Source organism: Pseudomonas sp. FeS53a (assembly GCF_000931385.1).
In the GTDB taxonomy this organism is placed as follows: Bacteria; Pseudomonadota; Gammaproteobacteria; order Pseudomonadales; family Pseudomonadaceae; genus Metapseudomonas; species Metapseudomonas otitidis.
In genome coordinates this window covers 94,204-110,717 of record NZ_JYFT01000041.1, presented here as the reverse complement: position 1 = coordinate 110,717, position 16,514 = coordinate 94,204, and the positions used below count along the sequence as shown (strand labels likewise).

The following is a 16,514-nucleotide window of genomic DNA, read 5'->3' as shown; positions in this document are numbered from 1 at the left end:
GCTGTCGGCTGGGGGTGGACGCGGGATTTTCCCACGGCTGGAGGCTGAAGTCAGCGGTCGGATGCGCAGCCAGTGCCTTGTGGGAAGCGCCTGTTTTGCCGTGCAACGCCGTGGCGAGGGGAACTCTGTTGATGCGTGTCATGGGGCGAGAGGGGCGGGCCGCTTAGGTTGTCGGGCAGACCGCGAGATCAGGAGGACACCATGGCTTTTCTTCAATGGCGTGACGAGCTGGACAGTGGCATCAGCGTGATCGACGACCAGCACCGGCGCATCGTCGACATGATCAACCAGCTCCACGAGGCGCAGCTCCGGGCGGATGCCGGGGTCGTCGCCACGGTGATCGAGGAGCTGGTGGACTACACCCTGTCCCACTTTGCTTTCGAGGAATCGATGATGGAGGAGGCCGGCTACGCCTTCACCCGTGCCCACAAGCGTGTGCACGAGCTGTTCATCCGCCGGGTGGGGGAGTACCGCGAGCGCTTCGTACGGGGCGAGGACGTGGCCGATGAGCTGAAGTCCCTGCTGGGCCGCTGGCTGTTCAACCACATCCTCAACGACGACCGCGACTATGTGGGCGCGGTGCGCGAGAACCTCACCCGCCTGGCGGCCGAGTCCAACTGGCTGCGCCGCGCCACCAAGCGCTTCTTCCTGCGCACGGCCTGAGGGCTGCCCGCTCAGAGCGGGAACAGCCAGGGCACCAGCACCACGCTGACGAGCATCACCAGCAGGGTGAAGGGCACGCCGATCTTTACGAAGTCGCCGAAGCGGTAGTGTCCGGGGCCGACCACCAGGGTGTTCACCGGGGAGGAGATCGGCGTCATGAAGGCGGCCGAGGCGGCAAGGGCGACGATCAGCGCGAAGGGCAGCGGTGAGGCACCCAGTTGCTGCGCCGTGGCGATGGCCACCGGGCCCATGAGCACGGCGGTGGCGGTGTTGGAGATGAACAGGCCGATCAGCGCGGTGACGGCGAACAGGCTGGCCAGCATGGCGTAGGGCCCGGCGTTGCCGAGCAGGGCGACCAGGCCCTGCACAGCAAGATCGATGCCGCCGGTGCGTTGCAGGGCGGTGGCGAAAGGCAGCATGCCGACGATCAGCACCAGGGTCGGCCAGTGGATGGCGCGGTAGGCGCTGTCCAGGTCGATGCAGCGGAAGGCGCCCATCAGCAGGCAGCCGATCAGGGCGGCGAGCACGTTGGGCACCAGCCCGGACACCATCAGCGCGATCATCACCCCCAGGCTGAGCAGGGCGTAGGGCGCCTTGCGCGCGGTGGGGGCGACCTCGTCCACCTCGGCCGGCAGGCTGAGCACCAGGAAGTCGCGGCTCAGCCCCTGCAGGCGGTGGATGGCCCGCCATTCGCCGGCCACCAGCAGGGTGTCGGAGGCCTTGAGCTTCTCGTCCACCAGCACCCCTTCCAGGGCCTTGCCGCTCCGGCGCAGGCCGACCACGTTGAGCTTGTGCCGGGTGCGGAAGCCCAGTTCCTGGATGGTCTTGCCCGGCAATTGGGATTCCGGCGGCATCGCCACCTCGGCCAGGCCGAGCTGGTGGGCGTGCAGGCTGAAGTAGGAATCGGCCAGGGGCATGGGTTCCAGCCCCAGCTGCTGGTAGGCGCCGAGCAGGCCGATGGCGGGGCTGGCGAGGTCCACCAGCAGCACGTCGCCGGGCTCCAGCTGGGTGTCGCCGGTGGCCATCAGCAGCAGGGTGCGGAAGCGCCGCTGGCGTTCCACGGCGATGACGTTGATGCCGTACTGGCTGCGCAGCTCCAGTTCGTTGAGGGCCTGGCAGGCCAGGGGCGAGTCGGCGCGCACCCGCAGGCGCCGCTCGCGTTCGTCCAGGCGGTAGGCGCGGGCGAGGTCGGCGAGGGTCAGGCGTGGGGCATTGGCGTGGCCGTCATCGCCCCGCGGGGTGAGCCAGCGGCGTACCAGCAGCATGTAGCCGATGCCGAGGACCAGCACGGCGAGCCCCACCGGGGTCATGCTGAAGAAGCCGAAGCCCTCCAGGCCGGCGCGCTTGAGCTCGGCGTGGACCACCAGGTTGGGGGCGGTGGCCACCAGGGTGAGCATGCCGCTGATGAGCCCGGCGAAGGCCAGCGGCATCATCAGCCGGCCCGGCGGAATGCGCAGGCGCGAGGCGACGCCGAGGGCAACCGGGATGAAGATGGCCACCACGCCGGTGGAACTCATCACCGAGCCGAGCCCGGCAGCGGCCAGCATCAGCAGGACCAGCAGGCGCGTTTCGCTGCTGCCTGCCCTGGCCACCAGCCAGTCGCCCAGGCGGTAGGCGATGCCGGTGCGCACCAGGCCGTCGCCGATGATGAACAGGGCGGCGATCAGCACCACGTTGGGGTCGCTGAAGCCGGAAAGGGCTTCGCTGGTGTCGAGCACGCCGGTGAGGGGCAGGGCGACGAGCACCAGCAGGGCGACCACGTCCATGCGCGGGCGGTTGAGGGCGAAGAGGGTGACGGCGCCGGCCAGCAGGCCGAGGACCATCAGCAGGTCGTTGTTCACGCGGGGCTTCCTGTTTCTGACGCGGCGGCAGCTTGTCAGGGATAGCCGAGCACCGCCTTGATCGGGCTCAGGTTGGCATCGATCCAGGCCGGGTCGATGGGGCCCCAGTCGTGGATGCGGTAGTGGCCGCTGTTGTTGCGCTCGCCTTCGGCCTGGTCGAAGCGGCAGTCGATGTCCAGTTCGGCGAGGGCGGCGAGGGTGTCCTGGGCGGTGCGGCGGGGCATGCCTGTGGCCTCCATCAGCGCGGGGACGCTGGTGGCGGTGCCGCTGTCGATCAGCCAGGCGACGTAGAGGCGGCGGTAGAAGCTGGTGCGGGTCTTGCTGGTTTCCATGGCAGGTCCTTGTCGAGGCAGGCGAGGGCGGGGCTGGGGCGCTAATCCGTGGCGGTGGCTCGGTGCCGGAGTACCCGGTGGCGTTGATTGAAGAAGAAACGGGTGAGGGTGCGAACCAGCGTAGCGGCCAGGTAGGGCTCGAAGGTCAACCGGTCGCAGAGCCGCACGCCGCCTTCGACGGCGTGCAGCGTGCGTTCGTGGCGCCACAGGCGCATGCCGGTCATGGGGGAGGCTTCGACGAAGCCGTGGCCGGGTTCGAGGGATTCCAGCGTGAGGTGGGAGTGGCCCATGGGCAGGCAGCCGAGCAGCCAGAGGCGGCTGGTGAACAGGGGGCGTCCCGGTACGAGGGTGAGGTCGTCGAGGGAGCGGACGCCGGGTGGGACGCTCATGCGCAGCCAGGGGCGCATTTCTGCGCGCAGCAGGTCGACGTCGGTGATCCAGCGCCAGGCGGTCTCTGCCGTGATGGGCAGGGTGGATTCGAATTGCAGCTGGATCGGGCTGGACATCCGTGTCGTTCCCTTCAGAGCTGGGCGAGGCCGATGTAGGTGGCGGCGCCGGCGAGGTAGCCGAGCAGGGCCAGGAGGCTGATGCGCTTGAGGTACCAGAGGAAGTCGATGCGCTCCATGCCCATGGCGGCGACGCCGGCGGCGGAGCCGATGATGAGGCAGCTGCCGCCGGTGCCGGCGCAGAAGGCGAGGAGTTCCCAGAAGGTGCCGTCGACGACGAAGTGGCCGAGCCAGCCGGCCTGGTCGCCGGCTGCGGCGACGGCCTCGGGGGTGGCCAGCGGGTACATCTTCATGGCGCCGGCCACCAGGGGCACGTTGTCGACCACGGAGGACAGCAGGCCGATGGCGATGTTGATGGCGTAGACGTTGCCGAGGCTGTCCTTGAGGGCGGCGGCGACCTGGGTGAGGTGGCCGGCGGTGGCGAGGCTGGAGACGGCCAGGAGGATGCCGAGGAAGAACAGGATGCTGGGGGTGTCGATGCGCCGCAGGACGCCGATCACCGAGAGCGGGTGCTTGTCTTCGTCGTGCTTGCCGCGGTGCAGCCATTCGGTGACGACCCAGAGGACGCCGAGGCCGAGGAGGATGCCCATGTAGGGCGGCAGGTGGGTGATGCCCTTGAACACCGGGACGAAGAGCAGGGCGCCGAGGCCGAGGACGAACACCAGGTTGCGCTCGAAAGGGGTGGTGGGGTCGTGCTCGGCCGCGTCGGCTTCGTCGTCGGGACGCTGGAATTCGCCCCGCAGGATGAAGCTGAGGATGACGAGGGGGACCAGCAGGCACACCAGGCTGGGGATGAACAGGCTGCTGATGATGCCGCTGGCGCTGATCTGGTGGCCGATCCAGAGCATGGTGGTGGTGACGTCGCCGATGGGGGACCAGGCGCCGCCGGCGTTGGCGGCGATCACCACGATGCCGGCGTAGAACCAGCGCTCGTGCTGGTGGCGGATCAGTTTGCGCAGCAGGGACACCATGACGATGGTGGTGGTGAGGTTGTCCAGCACGGCGGAGAGGAAGAAGGTGATGAAGCCGATCAGCCAGAGCAGGGTGACGCGCTTGTGGGTCTGGATGCGGTCGGTGATGACCTTGAAGCCTTCGTGGGCATCGACCAGTTCGACGATGGTCATGGCGCCGAGCAGGAAGAACAGGATCTCGGAGATTTCCCCCAGGTGGTGGCGCAGTTCGCCGCTGACGCCGTGCTCACCCTGGGCCAGGCCGGGGGCGATGCTGTCGACGCCGAGGACCAGGACGGTCCAGCAGAGGACGGCGGTGATCAGGGCCGAGGCGGCCTTGTCCACCTTGAGCGGGTGTTCCAGGGCGATGCACAGGTAACCGGCGATGAACAGCAGGGCCATCAGCGCGTACATGGGGACATCCTTTCAGCGGTGAACGGGATCGCAGGGAGTAAAAAGCCCGCCGATCTGTCGATGGGCGGGCTCTTGTGCATCACAGGCTGGCGATGCGCCCGCGCTGCTCGGTGAGGTTGGCCAGGGCCTGTTCGGCCTCGGCCAGCTTGGCGCGCTCCTTCTCGAGCACCTCGGCCGGGGCCTTGGCGACGAAGCCTTCGTTGGCGAGCTTGCCGCCGACGCGCTTGACCTCGCCGTCCAGGCGCTGGATTTCCTTGTCCAGGCGCGCCAGTTCGGCGTCCTTGTCGATCAGGCCGGCCATGGGCACCAGCACCTGCATGTCGCCCACCAGGGCGGTGGCGGACATGGGGGCTTCTTCGCCGCTGGCCAGGACGCGGACGGATTCGAGCTTGGCCAGCTTGTTCAGCAGGGGCTCGAAGTCGGCCAGGCGGCGCAGGTCTTCGGCATTGGTGTTGGCGACGATGATGTCGATGCGCTTGGCCATGGAGATCTTCATCTCGCCACGGATCTGGCGCACGCCGAGCATCAGGGTCTTGACCCATTCGATGTCGCCTTCGGCAGCGGCGTCGATGCGGCTTTCGTTGGCCACCGGCCAGGGTTGCAGCATGAGGGTGTCGCCGCTGACGCCGGCCTGGCCCTTGATGCGCTGCCAGATCTCTTCGGTGATGAAGGGCATGAACGGGTGGGCCAGGCGCAGGATGACCTCCAGCACGCGCACCAGGGTGCGGCGGGTGCCGCGCTGGCGCTCGATGGGGGCGTTCTCGTCCCAGAGCACGGGTTTGACCAGTTCGAGGTACCAGGCGCAGTACTCGTCCCAGACGAACTCGTAGAGGGCCTGGGCGGCCAGGTCGAAGCGGAAGGCGTCGAGCTGGCGGGTGACTTCGGCTTCGGTGCGCTGCAGCTGGCTGATGATCCAGCGGTCGACGGAGGAGAGGTCGACGGCTTCGCCGTTGACGCCGGTGTCCTGGCCGTCGGTGTTCTCGATGACGAAGTTGGCGGCGTTCCACAGCTTGTTGCAGAAGTTGCGGTAGCCCTCGACGCGGCCCATGTCGAACTTGATGTCGCGGCCGGTGGAGGCCAGCGAGCAGAAGGTGAAGCGCAGGGCGTCGGTGCCGAAGCTGTTGATGCCGTCGGGGAATTCGATGCGGGTCTGCTTGGCGATCTTCTCGGCGAGCTTGGGCTGCATCATGCCGCTGGTGCGCTTCTCCAGCAGGGCGTCGAGGGTGATGCCGTCGACGATGTCCAGCGGGTCGAGGACGTTGCCCTTGGACTTGGACATCTTCTGGCCCTGGCCGTCGCGCACCAGGCCGTGGACGTAGACGGTCTTGAACGGAACCTGCGGGGTGCCGTCCTCGTTCTTCACCAGGTGCATGGTCAGCATGATCATGCGGGCGACCCAGAAGAAGATGATGTCGAAGCCGGTGACCAGGACGTCGGTGGGGTGGAAGGTCTTGAGGAACTCGGTCTGTTCCGGCCAGCCGAGGGTGGAGAAGGTCCACAGGCCGGAGCTGAACCAGGTGTCGAGGACGTCTTCGTCCTGGCGCAGCGGCTGGTCGCCGAGGTTGTGCTTGGCGCGGACTTCGGCCTCGTCGCGGCCGACGTAGACGTTGCCGGCTTCGTCGTACCAGGCGGGGATGCGGTGGCCCCACCAGAGCTGGCGGCTGATGCACCAGTCCTGGATGTCACGCATCCAGGAGAAGTACATGTTCTCGTACTGCTTGGGCACGAACTGGATGCGGCCATCTTCCACGGCGGCGATGGCCGGTTCGGCCAGGGGCTTGGTGGAGACGTACCACTGGTCGGTCAGCCAGGGTTCGATGACGGTGCCGGAACGGTCGCCCTTGGGCACCTTGAGGGCGTGGTCTTCGATCTTCTCCAGCAGGCCGAGCTGTTCGAAGGCGGCGACGATCTGCTTGCGTGCTTCGAAGCGGTCGAGGCCGGCGAACTGGGCCGGGAGGGTGGCGTCGAGGCTGTCGTTGACGCTGCCGTCTAGGTTGAACACCTGGGCGGTGGCGAGCACGGCGGCGTTCTTGTCGAAGATGTTGATCAGCGGCAGGTCGTGGCGCTTGCCGACTTCGTAGTCGTTGAAGTCGTGGGCGGGGGTGATCTTGACGCAGCCGGTGCCGAACTCGGGGTCGCAGTACTCGTCGGCGACGATGGGGATGCGGCGGCCGACCAGGGGCAGTTCGACGAAGCTGCCGATCAGGGCCTTGTAGCGTTCGTCTTCCGGGTGCACGGCGACGGCGCTGTCACCCAGCATGGTTTCCGGGCGGGTGGTGGCGACGATCAGGTAGCCGTTGCCTTCGGCGGTCTTCTTGCCGTCGGCCAGGGGGTAGCGCAGGTTCCACAGGTGGCCTTTCTCGTCGTGGTTCTCCACTTCGAGGTCGGAGATGGCGGTGTGGAACTTGGTGTCCCAGTTGACCAGGCGCTTGCCGCGGTAGATCAGGCCGTCTTCGTGCAGGCGCACGAAGGCTTCCTTGACCGCTTCGGAGAGGCCGTCGTCCATGGTGAAGCGCTCGCGCGACCAGTCGACGGAGGAGCCGAGGCGGCGGATCTGGCGGGTGATGGTGCCGCCGGACTGTTCCTTCCACTCCCAGACCTTGTCGAGGAACTGCTCGCGGCCGAGGTCATGGCGGCTGATGCCCTGGGCGGCCAGTTGGCGCTCCACCACCATCTGGGTGGCGATACCGGCGTGGTCGGTGCCGGGCTGCCACAGGGTGTTGCGGCCCTGCATGCGGCGGAAGCGGATCAGCGCATCCATGATCGCGTTGTTGAAGCCGTGGCCCATGTGCAGGCTGCCGGTGACGTTCGGCGGCGGGATCATGATGGTGTAGGGCTCGCCGGAACCTTGCGGGGCGAAGTAGTTGTTCTTCTCCCAGGTCTGGTACCAGGAAGTTTCGATGGCGTGGGGCTGGTAGGTCTTGTCCATGTGTGCGGCGGGACCGTGTCGGCAACTGATCGGAAAGCCGCCGAGTATAACGGGCAAAACCCAGGCGGCCAAAGGCCGCTAAGCAGGCGGTCAGCTGCGTCGCGGCAGTTGGGGAAGCAGGCGGGCGAGGCGGGCGTTGAGGCGGCGCTTGAGCTCGGCTTCGATCTGCGGGACGAAGTCGTCGATGACGTCCTGCAGGATCAGTTGGGCGGCGGCGCGCAGCTCGCCGTCCAGGCGATCGAGCTGGGTTTGCGTGGCGGCTTCGACGCCGGCGCGCACGGAGGGCTGGGCGGCACTGGGCGCTGCAGGCGCCGGGGTGACGGGCGGTACGGGGGCGGCGGCCTTCACGGGCGTGGGCGTCGGCGCGGGCGCCGGGCGCGGAGCAGCGGGCGTCGCCGGCTGGGCGGCCTGGGGCGCGGGGGCGGGGCTGAGGCTGAACGGCGGCGGTTCGACGATCTCGGACAGCAGGGGGATGCTGGCAGGGTCCACCGATTCGGTGAGCAGGGGCGGCTCGCTGCTGGTGTGTTCATCGAGCAGGGCGCGGATGGACTCGAGGTCGTCCAGCAGGTGGGCCGGGCGGGGAGGCTGGCTGGGGTTGTCCATGGTGCGGCTCAGAGTTCGACTCGTTTGGGATCATAGCCCCGCTGCCGGTAGGTGCGGAAATTCTCCCGGCAGGCGGCAAGCAGGTCCGGCTCCTGGTTGACGATCTCGATGACCCGGCTGAAGTGGCCGAGGTGGGGCGAGAGGGTCGGGTCGAGGTTGATCAGCAGGCCCTGGCTGGCGTCGGGCTGCTGGTCCCGGCCGATGACCACCGGGGCGTGCGGGTCTTCCCCGTGCTGGGCGTGGGGGATGAAGGTCTCGGCACGGAACTGCCAGAGCAGTTCGTCCAGGGCTTGGCCTTGGGCGTCGTCTGCGCAGCGGACGAACACCGGCATGCCGTGGCGCCAGGCCTTGCCGGCCAGCTGGCAGGCGGCGCGCAGGCGGTCTGCCGGGGTACTGGTGGACAGGACGTAGAACTCGACGCGGGTCATTTCGGTGTTCCTGGAAAGAGGCCCGGCGCCTGGGGCGCCGGGAGGTGTCGCAGTGGATCAGAGACGGTCGAGCAGGTACTGGGTGAGCAGCGGGACCGGGCGGCCGGTGGCGCCCTTGTCCTTGCCGCCGCTGACCCAGGCGGTGCCGGCGATGTCCAGGTGGGCCCAGTGGAACTTCTTGGCGAAGCGCGACAGGAAGCAGCCGGCGGTGATGGTGCCGGCCTTGGGGCCGCCGATGTTGGCGATGTCGGCGAAGGGGCTGTCGAGCTGCTCCTGGTATTCCTCGAACAGCGGCAGCTGCCAGGCGCGGTCGTCGGCGTACTCGCCGGCCTTGAGGATCTGCTTCACCAGTGCGTCGTTGTTGCCCATCAGGCCGGAGGTGTTGGCGCCCAGGGCGACGATGCAGGCTCCGGTGAGGGTGGCGATGTCGATCACGGCCTGGGGCTTGAAGCGCTCGGCGTAGGTGAGGGTGTCGCACAGCACCAGGCGGCCTTCGGCGTCGGTGTTGAGGATCTCGACGGTCTGGCCGCTCATGGTGGTGACGATGTCACCGGGGCGGGTGGCACCACCGCTGGGCATGTTCTCGGCGCAGGCCAGCAGGCCGACGAGGTTGATCGGCAGCTGCAGCTCCAGTACGGCACGGAAGGTGCCGAGGACGCTGGCGGCGCCGCACATGTCGTACTTCATCTCGTCCATGCCGGCGGCGGGCTTGATGCTGATGCCGCCGGTGTCGAAGGTGATGCCCTTGCCGACCAGGGCGAAGGGTTTGTCGTCCTTCTTGCCGCCCTGGTAGTTGAGCACGATCATCCGCGGCGGCTGCTCGCTGCCCTGGGCGACGGCAAGGAAGGCGCCGGCGCCGAGCTCCTTGAGCTTCTTCTCGTCCAGCACCTCGACCTTGAGGTTCTTGTGGGCCTTGGCCAGGGCCTTGGCTTCTTCGGCGAGGAAGCTGGGGTGGCAGAGGTTCGGCGGCAGGTTGCCCAGGTCGCGGGTGTAGGCCATGCCGGTGGCGATGGCGCGGGCATGCAGGCTGCCGCGCTCGACGTCGGCTTGCTCGGCCTTCTCGGCCAGCAGGGTGATCTTCTTCAGGGCCGGGGCATCGGCCTTGGTGCTCTTGAAGCGGTCGAAGCGGTAGCTGCCGTCGGCCAGGGTCTCCACCAGCAGGCGGGCCTTGCCGTAGGCGTCGCGGCCCTTGACCTTGAGTTCACCGAGGGTGAGCACGGCATCGCTGCCGCCCAGGCCCTTGAGCACGCCGCCGACGGCCGCGGCCACCTTGCGGAACTGACGGTCGGTCAGCTCGCGCTCCTTGCCGACGCCGACCAGCAGCACGCGGTCGGCCTTCAGGTTGGGCAGGCTGTGCAGCAGCAGGGTCTGGCCGACCTTGCCGGCCAGGTCGCCGCGCTTGAGCAGGGCGGCGATGGCGCCGCCGGTGGCGGTGTCCAGCGCGCCGGCAGCGGTGCCGAGCTTGCGGCCTTCGCCGACGGCGACCACCAGGGTGGCGGTCTTCAGGGTTTCCGGGCGTGCGCTTTTGACGAGGAATTCCATGTGATGTCCCCAAGACAAAGAGTCGGGATTGCAGGGTATAATGCCGGCCATTTTCCGTGGCGTGCCCGTTCGGGCGTGCCGGCCACAAAGCGGCTAGTTTGAGCGTAGCCGCCTGAGCCTGACAACCCTGGAGTGTCTGGTTTGATCGTCTTCCGTTACCTGTCCCGCGAAGTCCTGGTGACCCTCAGTGCGGTGAGCGCCGTGTTGCTGGTGATCATCATGAGCGGTCGATTCATCAAGTACCTGGCCCAGGCGGCGCAGGGTGCCCTGGATCCTGGCGTGCTGTTCCTGATCATGGGCTACCGCATACCGGGCTTCCTCCAGCTGATCCTGCCGCTTGGCCTGTTCCTCGGCTTCCTGCTGGCCTACGGTCGGCTGTACCTGGACAGCGAGATGACGGTGCTTTCCGCCACCGGCATGAGCCAGCAGCGCCTGATGGCGTACAGCCTGGCGCCGGCGACGCTGGTCGCGCTGATGGTGGCCTGGCTGAGCCTGGGCCTGGCGCCCCAGGGCGTGACGGCGGTGGGCCGCATCCTCAACCAGCAGGACGCGCTGACCGAGTTCGACACGCTGGTACCGGGGCGCTTCCAGACCCTGAAGAATGGCAACCGGGTGACCTACACCGAGAGCCTGTCGGCGGACCGTGGCGAGCTGGGCGGGGTGTTCATCTCCGAGAAGCGCCTGTCCCAGGACAACAAGGAGCAGGGCATCGGGGTGCTGGTGGCCGAGAGCGGGCGCCAGGTCATCCACGAGGACGGCAGCCGCTACCTGATCCTGGAGAACGGCTACCGCTACGACGGTAATCCAGGCAAGGCCGACTACCGTGCCATCAAGTACGGGACCTACGGCATCCTCCTGCCGAAGCCGGAGATCAGTGCCGAGATCGGCGAGCGCGAGGCGATCCCGACCCGCGACCTGCTGGGCAGCGACAACCCGCGCTACCAGGCCGAGCTGCAGTGGCGCCTGTCCATCCCGGTGCTGGTGTTCGTGGTGACCCTGCTGGCGGTGCCGCTGTCGCGGGTGAATCCGCGGCAGGGGCGCTTCCTCAAGCTGCTGCCGGCGATCCTTCTTTATATGGCTTACCTGTCGATGCTGATCGCCGCCCGTGGCCAGCTCGACAAGGGCAAGATCCCGATGGCCCTCGGCTTGTGGTGGGTGCATGGCATCTTCCTGAGCGTGGGGCTGCTGTTGCTCTACTGGGAACCGCTCCGCCTGAAGTGGGCTGCCCGTCGTTCCGCTCGTGAGGTGGCCCATGGCTAAGCTGGACAGGTACATCGGTACCAGCGTGTTCTTCGGCATCCTGGCGGTGCTGGGTGTGATCGTCAGCCTGGCGCTGCTGTTCGCCTTCATCGATGAGTTGGGCGACATCGAGGGCAGCTACACCCTGATGGACGCCATCTGCTACGTGCTGCTCACCGCGCCGCGTCGCGCCTACGAGATGCTGCCCATGGCGGCGCTGATCGGCAGCCTGATCGGCCTCGGCACCCTGGCCAGCAGCAGTGAGCTGACCATCATGCGGGCGGCCGGTGTTTCCATCGGCCGTATCGTCTGGGCGGTGATGAAGCCGCTGCTGGTGCTGATGCTGGCGGGCATCCTGCTGGGCGAGTACGTGGCGCCCTGGAGCGAGAACCTGGCCCAGGCCAACCGCGCCCTGGCGCAGGGCGGCGGCGAGGCCCAGACCTCCAAGCGCGGCCTGTGGCACCGCCAGGGCAATGAGTTCGTGCACATCAACGCCGTGCAACCCAATGGCGTGCTCTATGGCGTGACCCGCTATGAATTCGACGGCGAGCGGCACATGCAGGCCGCCAGCTTCGCCCGGCGTGCGTTGTACCAGGGCGATCACTGGCAGTTGGAGGAGGTGACCACCACGCACTTCCGTGGCGACCACACCGAGGTGGTAGAGGCAGGCAGCGAGCGCTGGGACATCCAGCTCAACCCGCAACTGCTCAGTACGGTGGTGATGGAGCCCGAGGCGTTGTCCATCAGTGGCTTGTGGAGCTATGTGCACTACCTGGCGGAGCAGGGCCTGAACAACAGTCGCTACTGGCTGGCCTTCTGGACCAAGCTGCTGCAGCCATTGGTGACGGGGGCGCTGGTGCTGATGGCGATTTCGTTCATCTTCGGGCCGCTGCGTTCGGTGACCCTGGGGCAGCGCATCTTCACCGGCGTGGTCATCGGTTTCGTGGTGCGTATCAGCCAGGACCTGCTGGGACCGTCGAGCCTGGTGTTCGGCTTCCCGCCGTTCCTGGCGGTGCTGATCCCTGCGGGTATCTGTGCGTTGGCAGGTGTCTGGCTGTTGCGCCGGGCTGGCTGATCAGATCGCTCATGAAAAAGCCGGCTTCGAGCCGGCTTTTTCGTGTTCGCTATTTCTTGTGAGCGCTCTTGGGAAGTTGCACCACGATGCTCTCCGAGTAGCGGTCGTGCCAGGTACGTTTGTCCTTGTCCCAGAGCATCCACAGGAAGCCGAGGCCGAAGCAGAGCCAGGAGCCCATGGCGACCACGAAGCGCAGCAGGGCCTGCCACAGGCTGACCGCCGAGCCGTCGCGATTCTGGATACGCACACCCCACACCTGCATGCCGAGGGTCTGGCCGTTGTGGGTCCAGAACTTGGCGAAGAAGGCGAACAAGCTGAAGAGCAGCACGGTGGACAGGACCGGATCGTGGGCCAGCAGGCCCTGCTCGGCCATTTCCCGCAGGCGCTCGCCGCCGTAGATCGAGCGCAGGATGACCTGCTGGTAGAAGAGGGTGACCACCATCAGCAGGGCGACGCTGAGGAGGAAGTCATAGAAGATGGCGGCGAAGCGGCGAACGGCCCCGGCTGTGGGGAACTCGCCTTCCGGGCGCAGGATGTGTTTCGGCATGGAGGGCCCTTGTGACGTGTGAAGACGCCGCATTCTAAGGGCAGGCACTGAAACGCGGGCATAAAAAACCCCTGATGAAACATCAGGGGTTCTCTTGCAGCGACTTAGGCCAGGACTTGGACTTTGTCAGCTTGCATGCCTTTCTGGCCTTGGACGGCTTCGAAGGTAACCTTCTGGCCTTCCTTCAGGCTGCGGAAGCCGCTGCCTTCGATGGCGCGGAAGTGTACGAACAGATCCGGACCGCTCTCGGGGGTGATGAAGCCAAAGCCCTTCTCGTCGTTGAACCACTTAACGGTGCCGGTTTGACGATTCGACATGTCTCAATTTCCTTGGAACTGGAGTTGATTTTCAGCCTCTGCCCGACATTGGGCCGAGGGCTAGGAACTGGTTGCAAAGAGTAAGAGAAGTCGAGCGGGATGTAGCGGATCTGTCGGATCTACTGCATCAGGTCACGATTCAACAGCGACCCATGCAAACACAGTGCGTGACACTCTACGCTAACTGTCCGGGGCTGCCAATCCCCCGTGCGGGCGAGTTTCGACGCGGCATGTGCGCAAGCGACGACATGTCGTTCTGGAAACGCTGAACAGCGCAGACAAGGACGAATTGATACGAGGGGAGGTGGTCTTGCGACCTAAGGATCGTGGTGCCCCGGGAGAGACTCGAACTCTCACTCTGTCGCCAGAAACGGATTTTGAATCCGCCGCGTCTACCATTCCGCCACCGAGGCACGATGGCGGCGCAGTATAGGGAGGGCGCCTGGGGCGGTCAATCCGCCTGCGTGGTCAGATTTGCGTAATTCCGCTACTATTCGCGCCCCTGTGAGACGACCCACCATGCGCGTTGCCGATTTCCATTTCGACCTTCCCGAACACCTGATCGCCCGCCACCCGCTGAGCGAGCGACGTGCCAGTCGCCTGCTCGTGCTCGATGGCGCCAGCGGCGAAATGGCCCACCGTGGCTTTGCCGATCTGCTCGACTACCTGCGCCCTGGCGACCTGATGGTGTTCAACAACACCCGGGTGATCCCGGCGCGTCTGTTCGGGCAGAAGGCTTCGGGCGGCAAGCTGGAGATCCTGGTGGAGCGTGTGCTGGACAGCCATCGCGTGCTGGCTCACGTCCGTTCGAGCAAGTCGCCCAAGCCGGGTTCGACGATTCTCATCGACGGCGGCGCCGAGGTCACCATGCTGGCTCGCCATGACGCGCTGTTCGAGCTGGGCTTCGCCGAAGAGGTGCTGCCGCTGCTGGAGCGGGTCGGGCACATGCCGTTGCCTCCTTATATAGATCGCCCTGACGAGGACACCGACCGCGAGCGCTACCAGACGGTGTACGCGCAGCACGCTGGTGCCGTCGCGGCGCCCACTGCGGGCCTGCATTTCGACCAGGCTCTGCTGGACGCCATCGCCGCCAAGGGCGTCGAACGCGCTTTCGTCACCCTGCACGTGGGGGCCGGTACCTTCCAGCCGGTACGGGTGGAGCGTATCGAGGACCACCACATGCACAGCGAGTGGCTCGAGGTGAAGCAGGACGTGGTGGATGCCGTCGCCGCCTGCCGGGCGCGCGGCGGGCGCGTGATCGCCGTCGGCACCACCAGCGTGCGTTCGCTGGAAAGCGCCGCGCGGGATGGTCAGCTCAAACCCTTCAGTGGCGACACCGACATTTTCCTGTACCCGGGGCGGCCCTTCCATGTGGTGGATGCCCTGGTCACCAATTTCCACCTGCCCGAATCCACCCTGCTGATGCTGGTCTCGGCCTTCGCCGGCTATCCGGAGACCATGGCCGCCTACGGGGCGGCGGTGGAGCAGGGCTATCGCTTCTTCAGCTACGGTGATGCCATGTTCATCACCCGCAACCCCGCTCCGCGCGGGCCCGAGGACCTCGCATGACGCGCACCTGCCGCATGAGCTTCGAACTGCTCGCCACCGAGGGCAAGGCCCGTCGCGGGCGCCTGACTTTCCCCCGTGGCGTGGTCGAGACGCCCGCCTTCATGCCCGTAGGCACCTACGGCACGGTGAAGGGGATGCTGCCGCGTGATATCGAAGGCATCGGTGCGCAGATCATCCTCGGCAACACCTTCCACCTCTGGCTGCGCCCGGGTACCGAGGTGATCAAGCGCCACGGCGACTTGCACGACTTCATGCAGTGGCAGGGCCCGATCCTCACCGACTCCGGCGGCTTCCAGGTGTTCAGCCTGGGGGCGATGCGCAAGATCAAGGAAGAGGGCGTGACCTTCGCCTCGCCGGTGGATGGCGCCAAGGTGTTCATGGGGCCCGAGGAGTCCATGCAGGTCCAGCGTGACCTGGGCTCCGACATCGTGATGATCTTCGACGAATGCACCCCGTACCCGGCGGACTTCGACACCGCGAAGCGCTCCATGGAGCTGTCGCTGCGCTGGGCCAAGCGCTCCAAGGCTGCCCATGGCGAGAACACCGCCGCGCTGTTCGGCATCGTCCAGGGCGGTATGCACGAGGAGCTTCGTCTGCGCTCCCTCGAAGGCCTGCTGGAAATCGGCTTCGACGGCCTGGCCATCGGCGGGTTGTCGGTGGGCGAGCCCAAGGAAGAGATGATCCGCGTGCTCGACTTCCTCCCGCCGCACCTGCCGGCGGACAAGCCGCGCTACCTGATGGGTGTCGGCAAGCCGGAGGACCTGGTGGAAGGCGTGCGCCGTGGCGTCGACATGTTCGACTGTGTGATGCCCACCCGCAACGCGCGCAACGGCCACCTGTTCATCGACACCGGCGTGCTGAAAATCCGCAACGCCGTGCACCGTCACGATGATTCGCCGCTGGAACCTGGCTGCGACTGTTACACCTGTAAACACTTCTCACGCGCTTATCTCCACCATCTGGATAAATGCGGCGAAATGCTCGGCAGCATGTTGAATACAATCCACAACTTGCGGCATTACCAGCGCCTGATGGCTGGTTTGCGCGAGGCTATTCAACAGGGTAAATTGGCCGACTTCGTCGATGCCTTCTACGCCCGGCGCGGACTACCGACACCGCCCCTGGACTGATAACGCCGCATTTTTCCAAGCCGAACACTTTTCAAATTTCCGCAACAGGAGTGCTACATGAGCTTTCTGATCCCCGCCGCCTACGCCGACGCAGCCGCTCCGGCCGCCGCCGCAGGTCCTGCCGGCACCGGCTTCGAGTGGGTTTTCCTGATCGGTTTCCTGGTCATCTTCTACCTGATGATCTGGCGTCCCCAGTCCAAGCGCGCCAAGGAGCACAAGAACCTGCTCTCCGGCCTGCAGAAAGGTGACGAAGTGGTTACCTCCGGCGGCATCGCCGGCAAGGTGGTCAAGGTGTCCGATGACTTCGTGGTCATCGAGGTGTCCGACACCGTCGAGCTGAAGATCCAGAAGGTCGCTATCGCCGCGACTCTGCCGAAAGGCACGCTGAAAGCCATCTAACGAATCATCTTCACCATTCACGGGGCGCCT

At 66.5% G+C, this 16,514-nt stretch carries 16 protein-coding genes and 1 tRNA gene; 6 read left to right on the top strand and 11 right to left on the bottom strand.

From position 1 onward, the window contains the following. Positions 1-201 precede the first annotated feature (201 nt). Positions 202-663: a bacteriohemerythrin gene (locus SZ55_RS12395; RefSeq protein ID WP_044406053.1), complete on the top strand. Its 462-nt coding sequence runs from the start codon at positions 202-204 to the stop codon at positions 661-663. 11 nt (positions 664-674) lie between these two features. On the opposite strand, the gene SZ55_RS12390 is transcribed toward SZ55_RS12395, so the two are convergent. The 8 genes from SZ55_RS12390 to SZ55_RS12355 form a co-directional block, all read right to left on the bottom strand. After that, on the bottom strand, positions 675-2,504 hold the full coding sequence (locus SZ55_RS12390; protein ID WP_044406051.1) for an SLC13 family permease: 1,830 nt from the start codon (positions 2,502-2,504) through the stop codon (positions 675-677). Between the two features lie 35 nt (positions 2,505-2,539). Then, a complete protein-coding gene (locus tag SZ55_RS12385; protein WP_044406049.1) occupies positions 2,540-2,836 on the bottom strand; it encodes a winged helix-turn-helix domain-containing protein in 297 nt (98 codons plus the stop codon). A 41-nt stretch (positions 2,837-2,877) separates the two neighbouring features. Then, entirely contained in the window at positions 2,878-3,342 is a 465-nt protein-coding gene (locus SZ55_RS12380) for a hypothetical protein (RefSeq protein ID WP_044406046.1), read from the bottom strand. Between the two features lie 14 nt (positions 3,343-3,356). Further along, on the bottom strand, positions 3,357-4,706 hold the full coding sequence (nhaD, locus tag SZ55_RS12375; RefSeq protein WP_044406042.1) for a sodium:proton antiporter NhaD: 1,350 nt from the start codon (positions 4,704-4,706) through the stop codon (positions 3,357-3,359). Between the two features lie 79 nt (positions 4,707-4,785). Next, a complete protein-coding gene (locus SZ55_RS12370; RefSeq protein ID WP_044406039.1) occupies positions 4,786-7,635 on the bottom strand; it encodes a valine--tRNA ligase in 2,850 nt (949 codons plus the stop codon). Positions 7,636-7,725: 90 nt separating this feature from the next. Further along, positions 7,726-8,238 carry a hypothetical protein gene (locus SZ55_RS12365; protein WP_044406036.1) on the bottom strand — a complete coding sequence of 171 codons (513 nt, stop codon included), beginning with the start codon at positions 8,236-8,238 and terminating at the stop codon, positions 7,726-7,728. Between the two features lie 8 nt (positions 8,239-8,246). Beyond that, complete coding sequence (locus SZ55_RS12360) at positions 8,247-8,666, bottom strand: DNA polymerase III subunit chi (protein ID WP_044406034.1); 420 nt, start codon at positions 8,664-8,666, stop codon at positions 8,247-8,249. A 57-nt stretch (positions 8,667-8,723) separates the two neighbouring features. After that, positions 8,724-10,208 carry a leucyl aminopeptidase gene (locus SZ55_RS12355; protein WP_044406032.1) on the bottom strand — a complete coding sequence of 495 codons (1,485 nt, stop codon included), beginning with the start codon at positions 10,206-10,208 and terminating at the stop codon, positions 8,724-8,726. Between the two features lie 141 nt (positions 10,209-10,349). On the opposite strand from SZ55_RS12355, the gene lptF reads away from it, so the two are divergent. Together lptF and lptG are read left to right on the top strand one after the other, a co-directional pair. After that, positions 10,350-11,468: an LPS export ABC transporter permease LptF gene (lptF, locus tag SZ55_RS12350; RefSeq protein ID WP_044406030.1), complete on the top strand. Its 1,119-nt coding sequence runs from the start codon at positions 10,350-10,352 to the stop codon at positions 11,466-11,468. Continuing rightward, complete coding sequence (lptG, locus tag SZ55_RS12345) at positions 11,461-12,522, top strand: LPS export ABC transporter permease LptG (protein ID WP_044406028.1); 1,062 nt, start codon at positions 11,461-11,463, stop codon at positions 12,520-12,522. The genes lptF and lptG overlap by 8 nt, the downstream gene beginning before the upstream one ends. Before the next feature lie 49 nt (positions 12,523-12,571). Here the strand turns inward: lptG and SZ55_RS12340 are convergent, their stop codons facing one another. The 3 genes from SZ55_RS12340 to SZ55_RS12330 all read right to left on the bottom strand — a co-directional run bounded on the left by SZ55_RS12340 (position 12,572) and on the right by SZ55_RS12330 (position 13,799). After that, the gene (locus SZ55_RS12340; RefSeq protein ID WP_044406027.1) at positions 12,572-13,069 is read right to left on the bottom strand and encodes an RDD family protein; all 498 of its coding nucleotides are present in this window, start codon (positions 13,067-13,069) and stop codon (positions 12,572-12,574) included. A gap of 104 nt (positions 13,070-13,173) precedes the next feature. After that, complete coding sequence (locus SZ55_RS12335) at positions 13,174-13,386, bottom strand: cold-shock protein (RefSeq protein ID WP_044406025.1); 213 nt, start codon at positions 13,384-13,386, stop codon at positions 13,174-13,176. A gap of 327 nt (positions 13,387-13,713) precedes the next feature. Beyond that, positions 13,714-13,799 (bottom strand) — tRNA-Leu (locus SZ55_RS12330). Between the two features lie 106 nt (positions 13,800-13,905). Between SZ55_RS12330 and queA the strand changes: the two genes are divergently transcribed. Genes queA through yajC form a run of 3 tightly spaced genes read left to right on the top strand, consistent with a single transcriptional unit; the run spans position 13,906 to position 16,484 of the window. Beyond that, positions 13,906-14,955 (top strand): tRNA preQ1(34) S-adenosylmethionine ribosyltransferase-isomerase QueA, encoded by a 1,050-nt coding sequence (gene queA, locus SZ55_RS12325; protein ID WP_044406024.1) that lies wholly within the window; start codon positions 13,906-13,908, stop codon positions 14,953-14,955. 14 nt (positions 14,956-14,969) lie between these two features. Continuing rightward, on the top strand, positions 14,970-16,085 hold the full coding sequence (gene tgt, locus SZ55_RS12320; RefSeq protein ID WP_162484937.1) for a tRNA guanosine(34) transglycosylase Tgt: 1,116 nt from the start codon (positions 14,970-14,972) through the stop codon (positions 16,083-16,085). 57 nt (positions 16,086-16,142) lie between these two features. After that, positions 16,143-16,484: a preprotein translocase subunit YajC gene (gene yajC, locus SZ55_RS12315; RefSeq protein WP_044406020.1), complete on the top strand. Its 342-nt coding sequence runs from the start codon at positions 16,143-16,145 to the stop codon at positions 16,482-16,484. Positions 16,485-16,514: the final 30 nt, after the last annotated feature.

What these genes read in the sequence shown, in the direction of transcription:
- SZ55_RS12395 (WP_044406053.1), top strand. Translation starts at nt 202, where the DNA reads ATGGCTTTTCTTCAATGGCGTGACGAGCTGGACAGTGGCATCAGCGTG.
- SZ55_RS12385 (WP_044406049.1), bottom strand. Translation starts at nt 2,836, where the DNA reads ATGGAAACCAGCAAGACCCGCACCAGCTTCTACCGCCGCCTCTACGTC.
- SZ55_RS12380 (WP_044406046.1), bottom strand. Translation starts at nt 3,342, where the DNA reads ATGTCCAGCCCGATCCAGCTGCAATTCGAATCCACCCTGCCCATCACG.
- nhaD (WP_044406042.1), bottom strand. Translation starts at nt 4,706, where the DNA reads ATGTACGCGCTGATGGCCCTGCTGTTCATCGCCGGTTACCTGTGCATC.
- SZ55_RS12370 (WP_044406039.1), bottom strand. Translation starts at nt 7,635, where the DNA reads ATGGACAAGACCTACCAGCCCCACGCCATCGAAACTTCCTGGTACCAG.
- SZ55_RS12365 (WP_044406036.1), bottom strand. Translation starts at nt 8,238, where the DNA reads ATGGACAACCCCAGCCAGCCTCCCCGCCCGGCCCACCTGCTGGACGAC.
- SZ55_RS12360 (WP_044406034.1), bottom strand. Translation starts at nt 8,666, where the DNA reads ATGACCCGCGTCGAGTTCTACGTCCTGTCCACCAGTACCCCGGCAGAC.
- SZ55_RS12355 (WP_044406032.1), bottom strand. Translation starts at nt 10,208, where the DNA reads ATGGAATTCCTCGTCAAAAGCGCACGCCCGGAAACCCTGAAGACCGCC.
- lptG (WP_044406028.1), top strand. Translation starts at nt 11,461, where the DNA reads ATGGCTAAGCTGGACAGGTACATCGGTACCAGCGTGTTCTTCGGCATC.
- SZ55_RS12340 (WP_044406027.1), bottom strand. Translation starts at nt 13,069, where the DNA reads ATGCCGAAACACATCCTGCGCCCGGAAGGCGAGTTCCCCACAGCCGGG.
- SZ55_RS12335 (WP_044406025.1), bottom strand. Translation starts at nt 13,386, where the DNA reads ATGTCGAATCGTCAAACCGGCACCGTTAAGTGGTTCAACGACGAGAAG.
- queA (WP_044406024.1), top strand. Translation starts at nt 13,906, where the DNA reads ATGCGCGTTGCCGATTTCCATTTCGACCTTCCCGAACACCTGATCGCC.
- tgt (WP_162484937.1), top strand. Translation starts at nt 14,970, where the DNA reads ATGAGCTTCGAACTGCTCGCCACCGAGGGCAAGGCCCGTCGCGGGCGC.
- yajC (WP_044406020.1), top strand. Translation starts at nt 16,143, where the DNA reads ATGAGCTTTCTGATCCCCGCCGCCTACGCCGACGCAGCCGCTCCGGCC.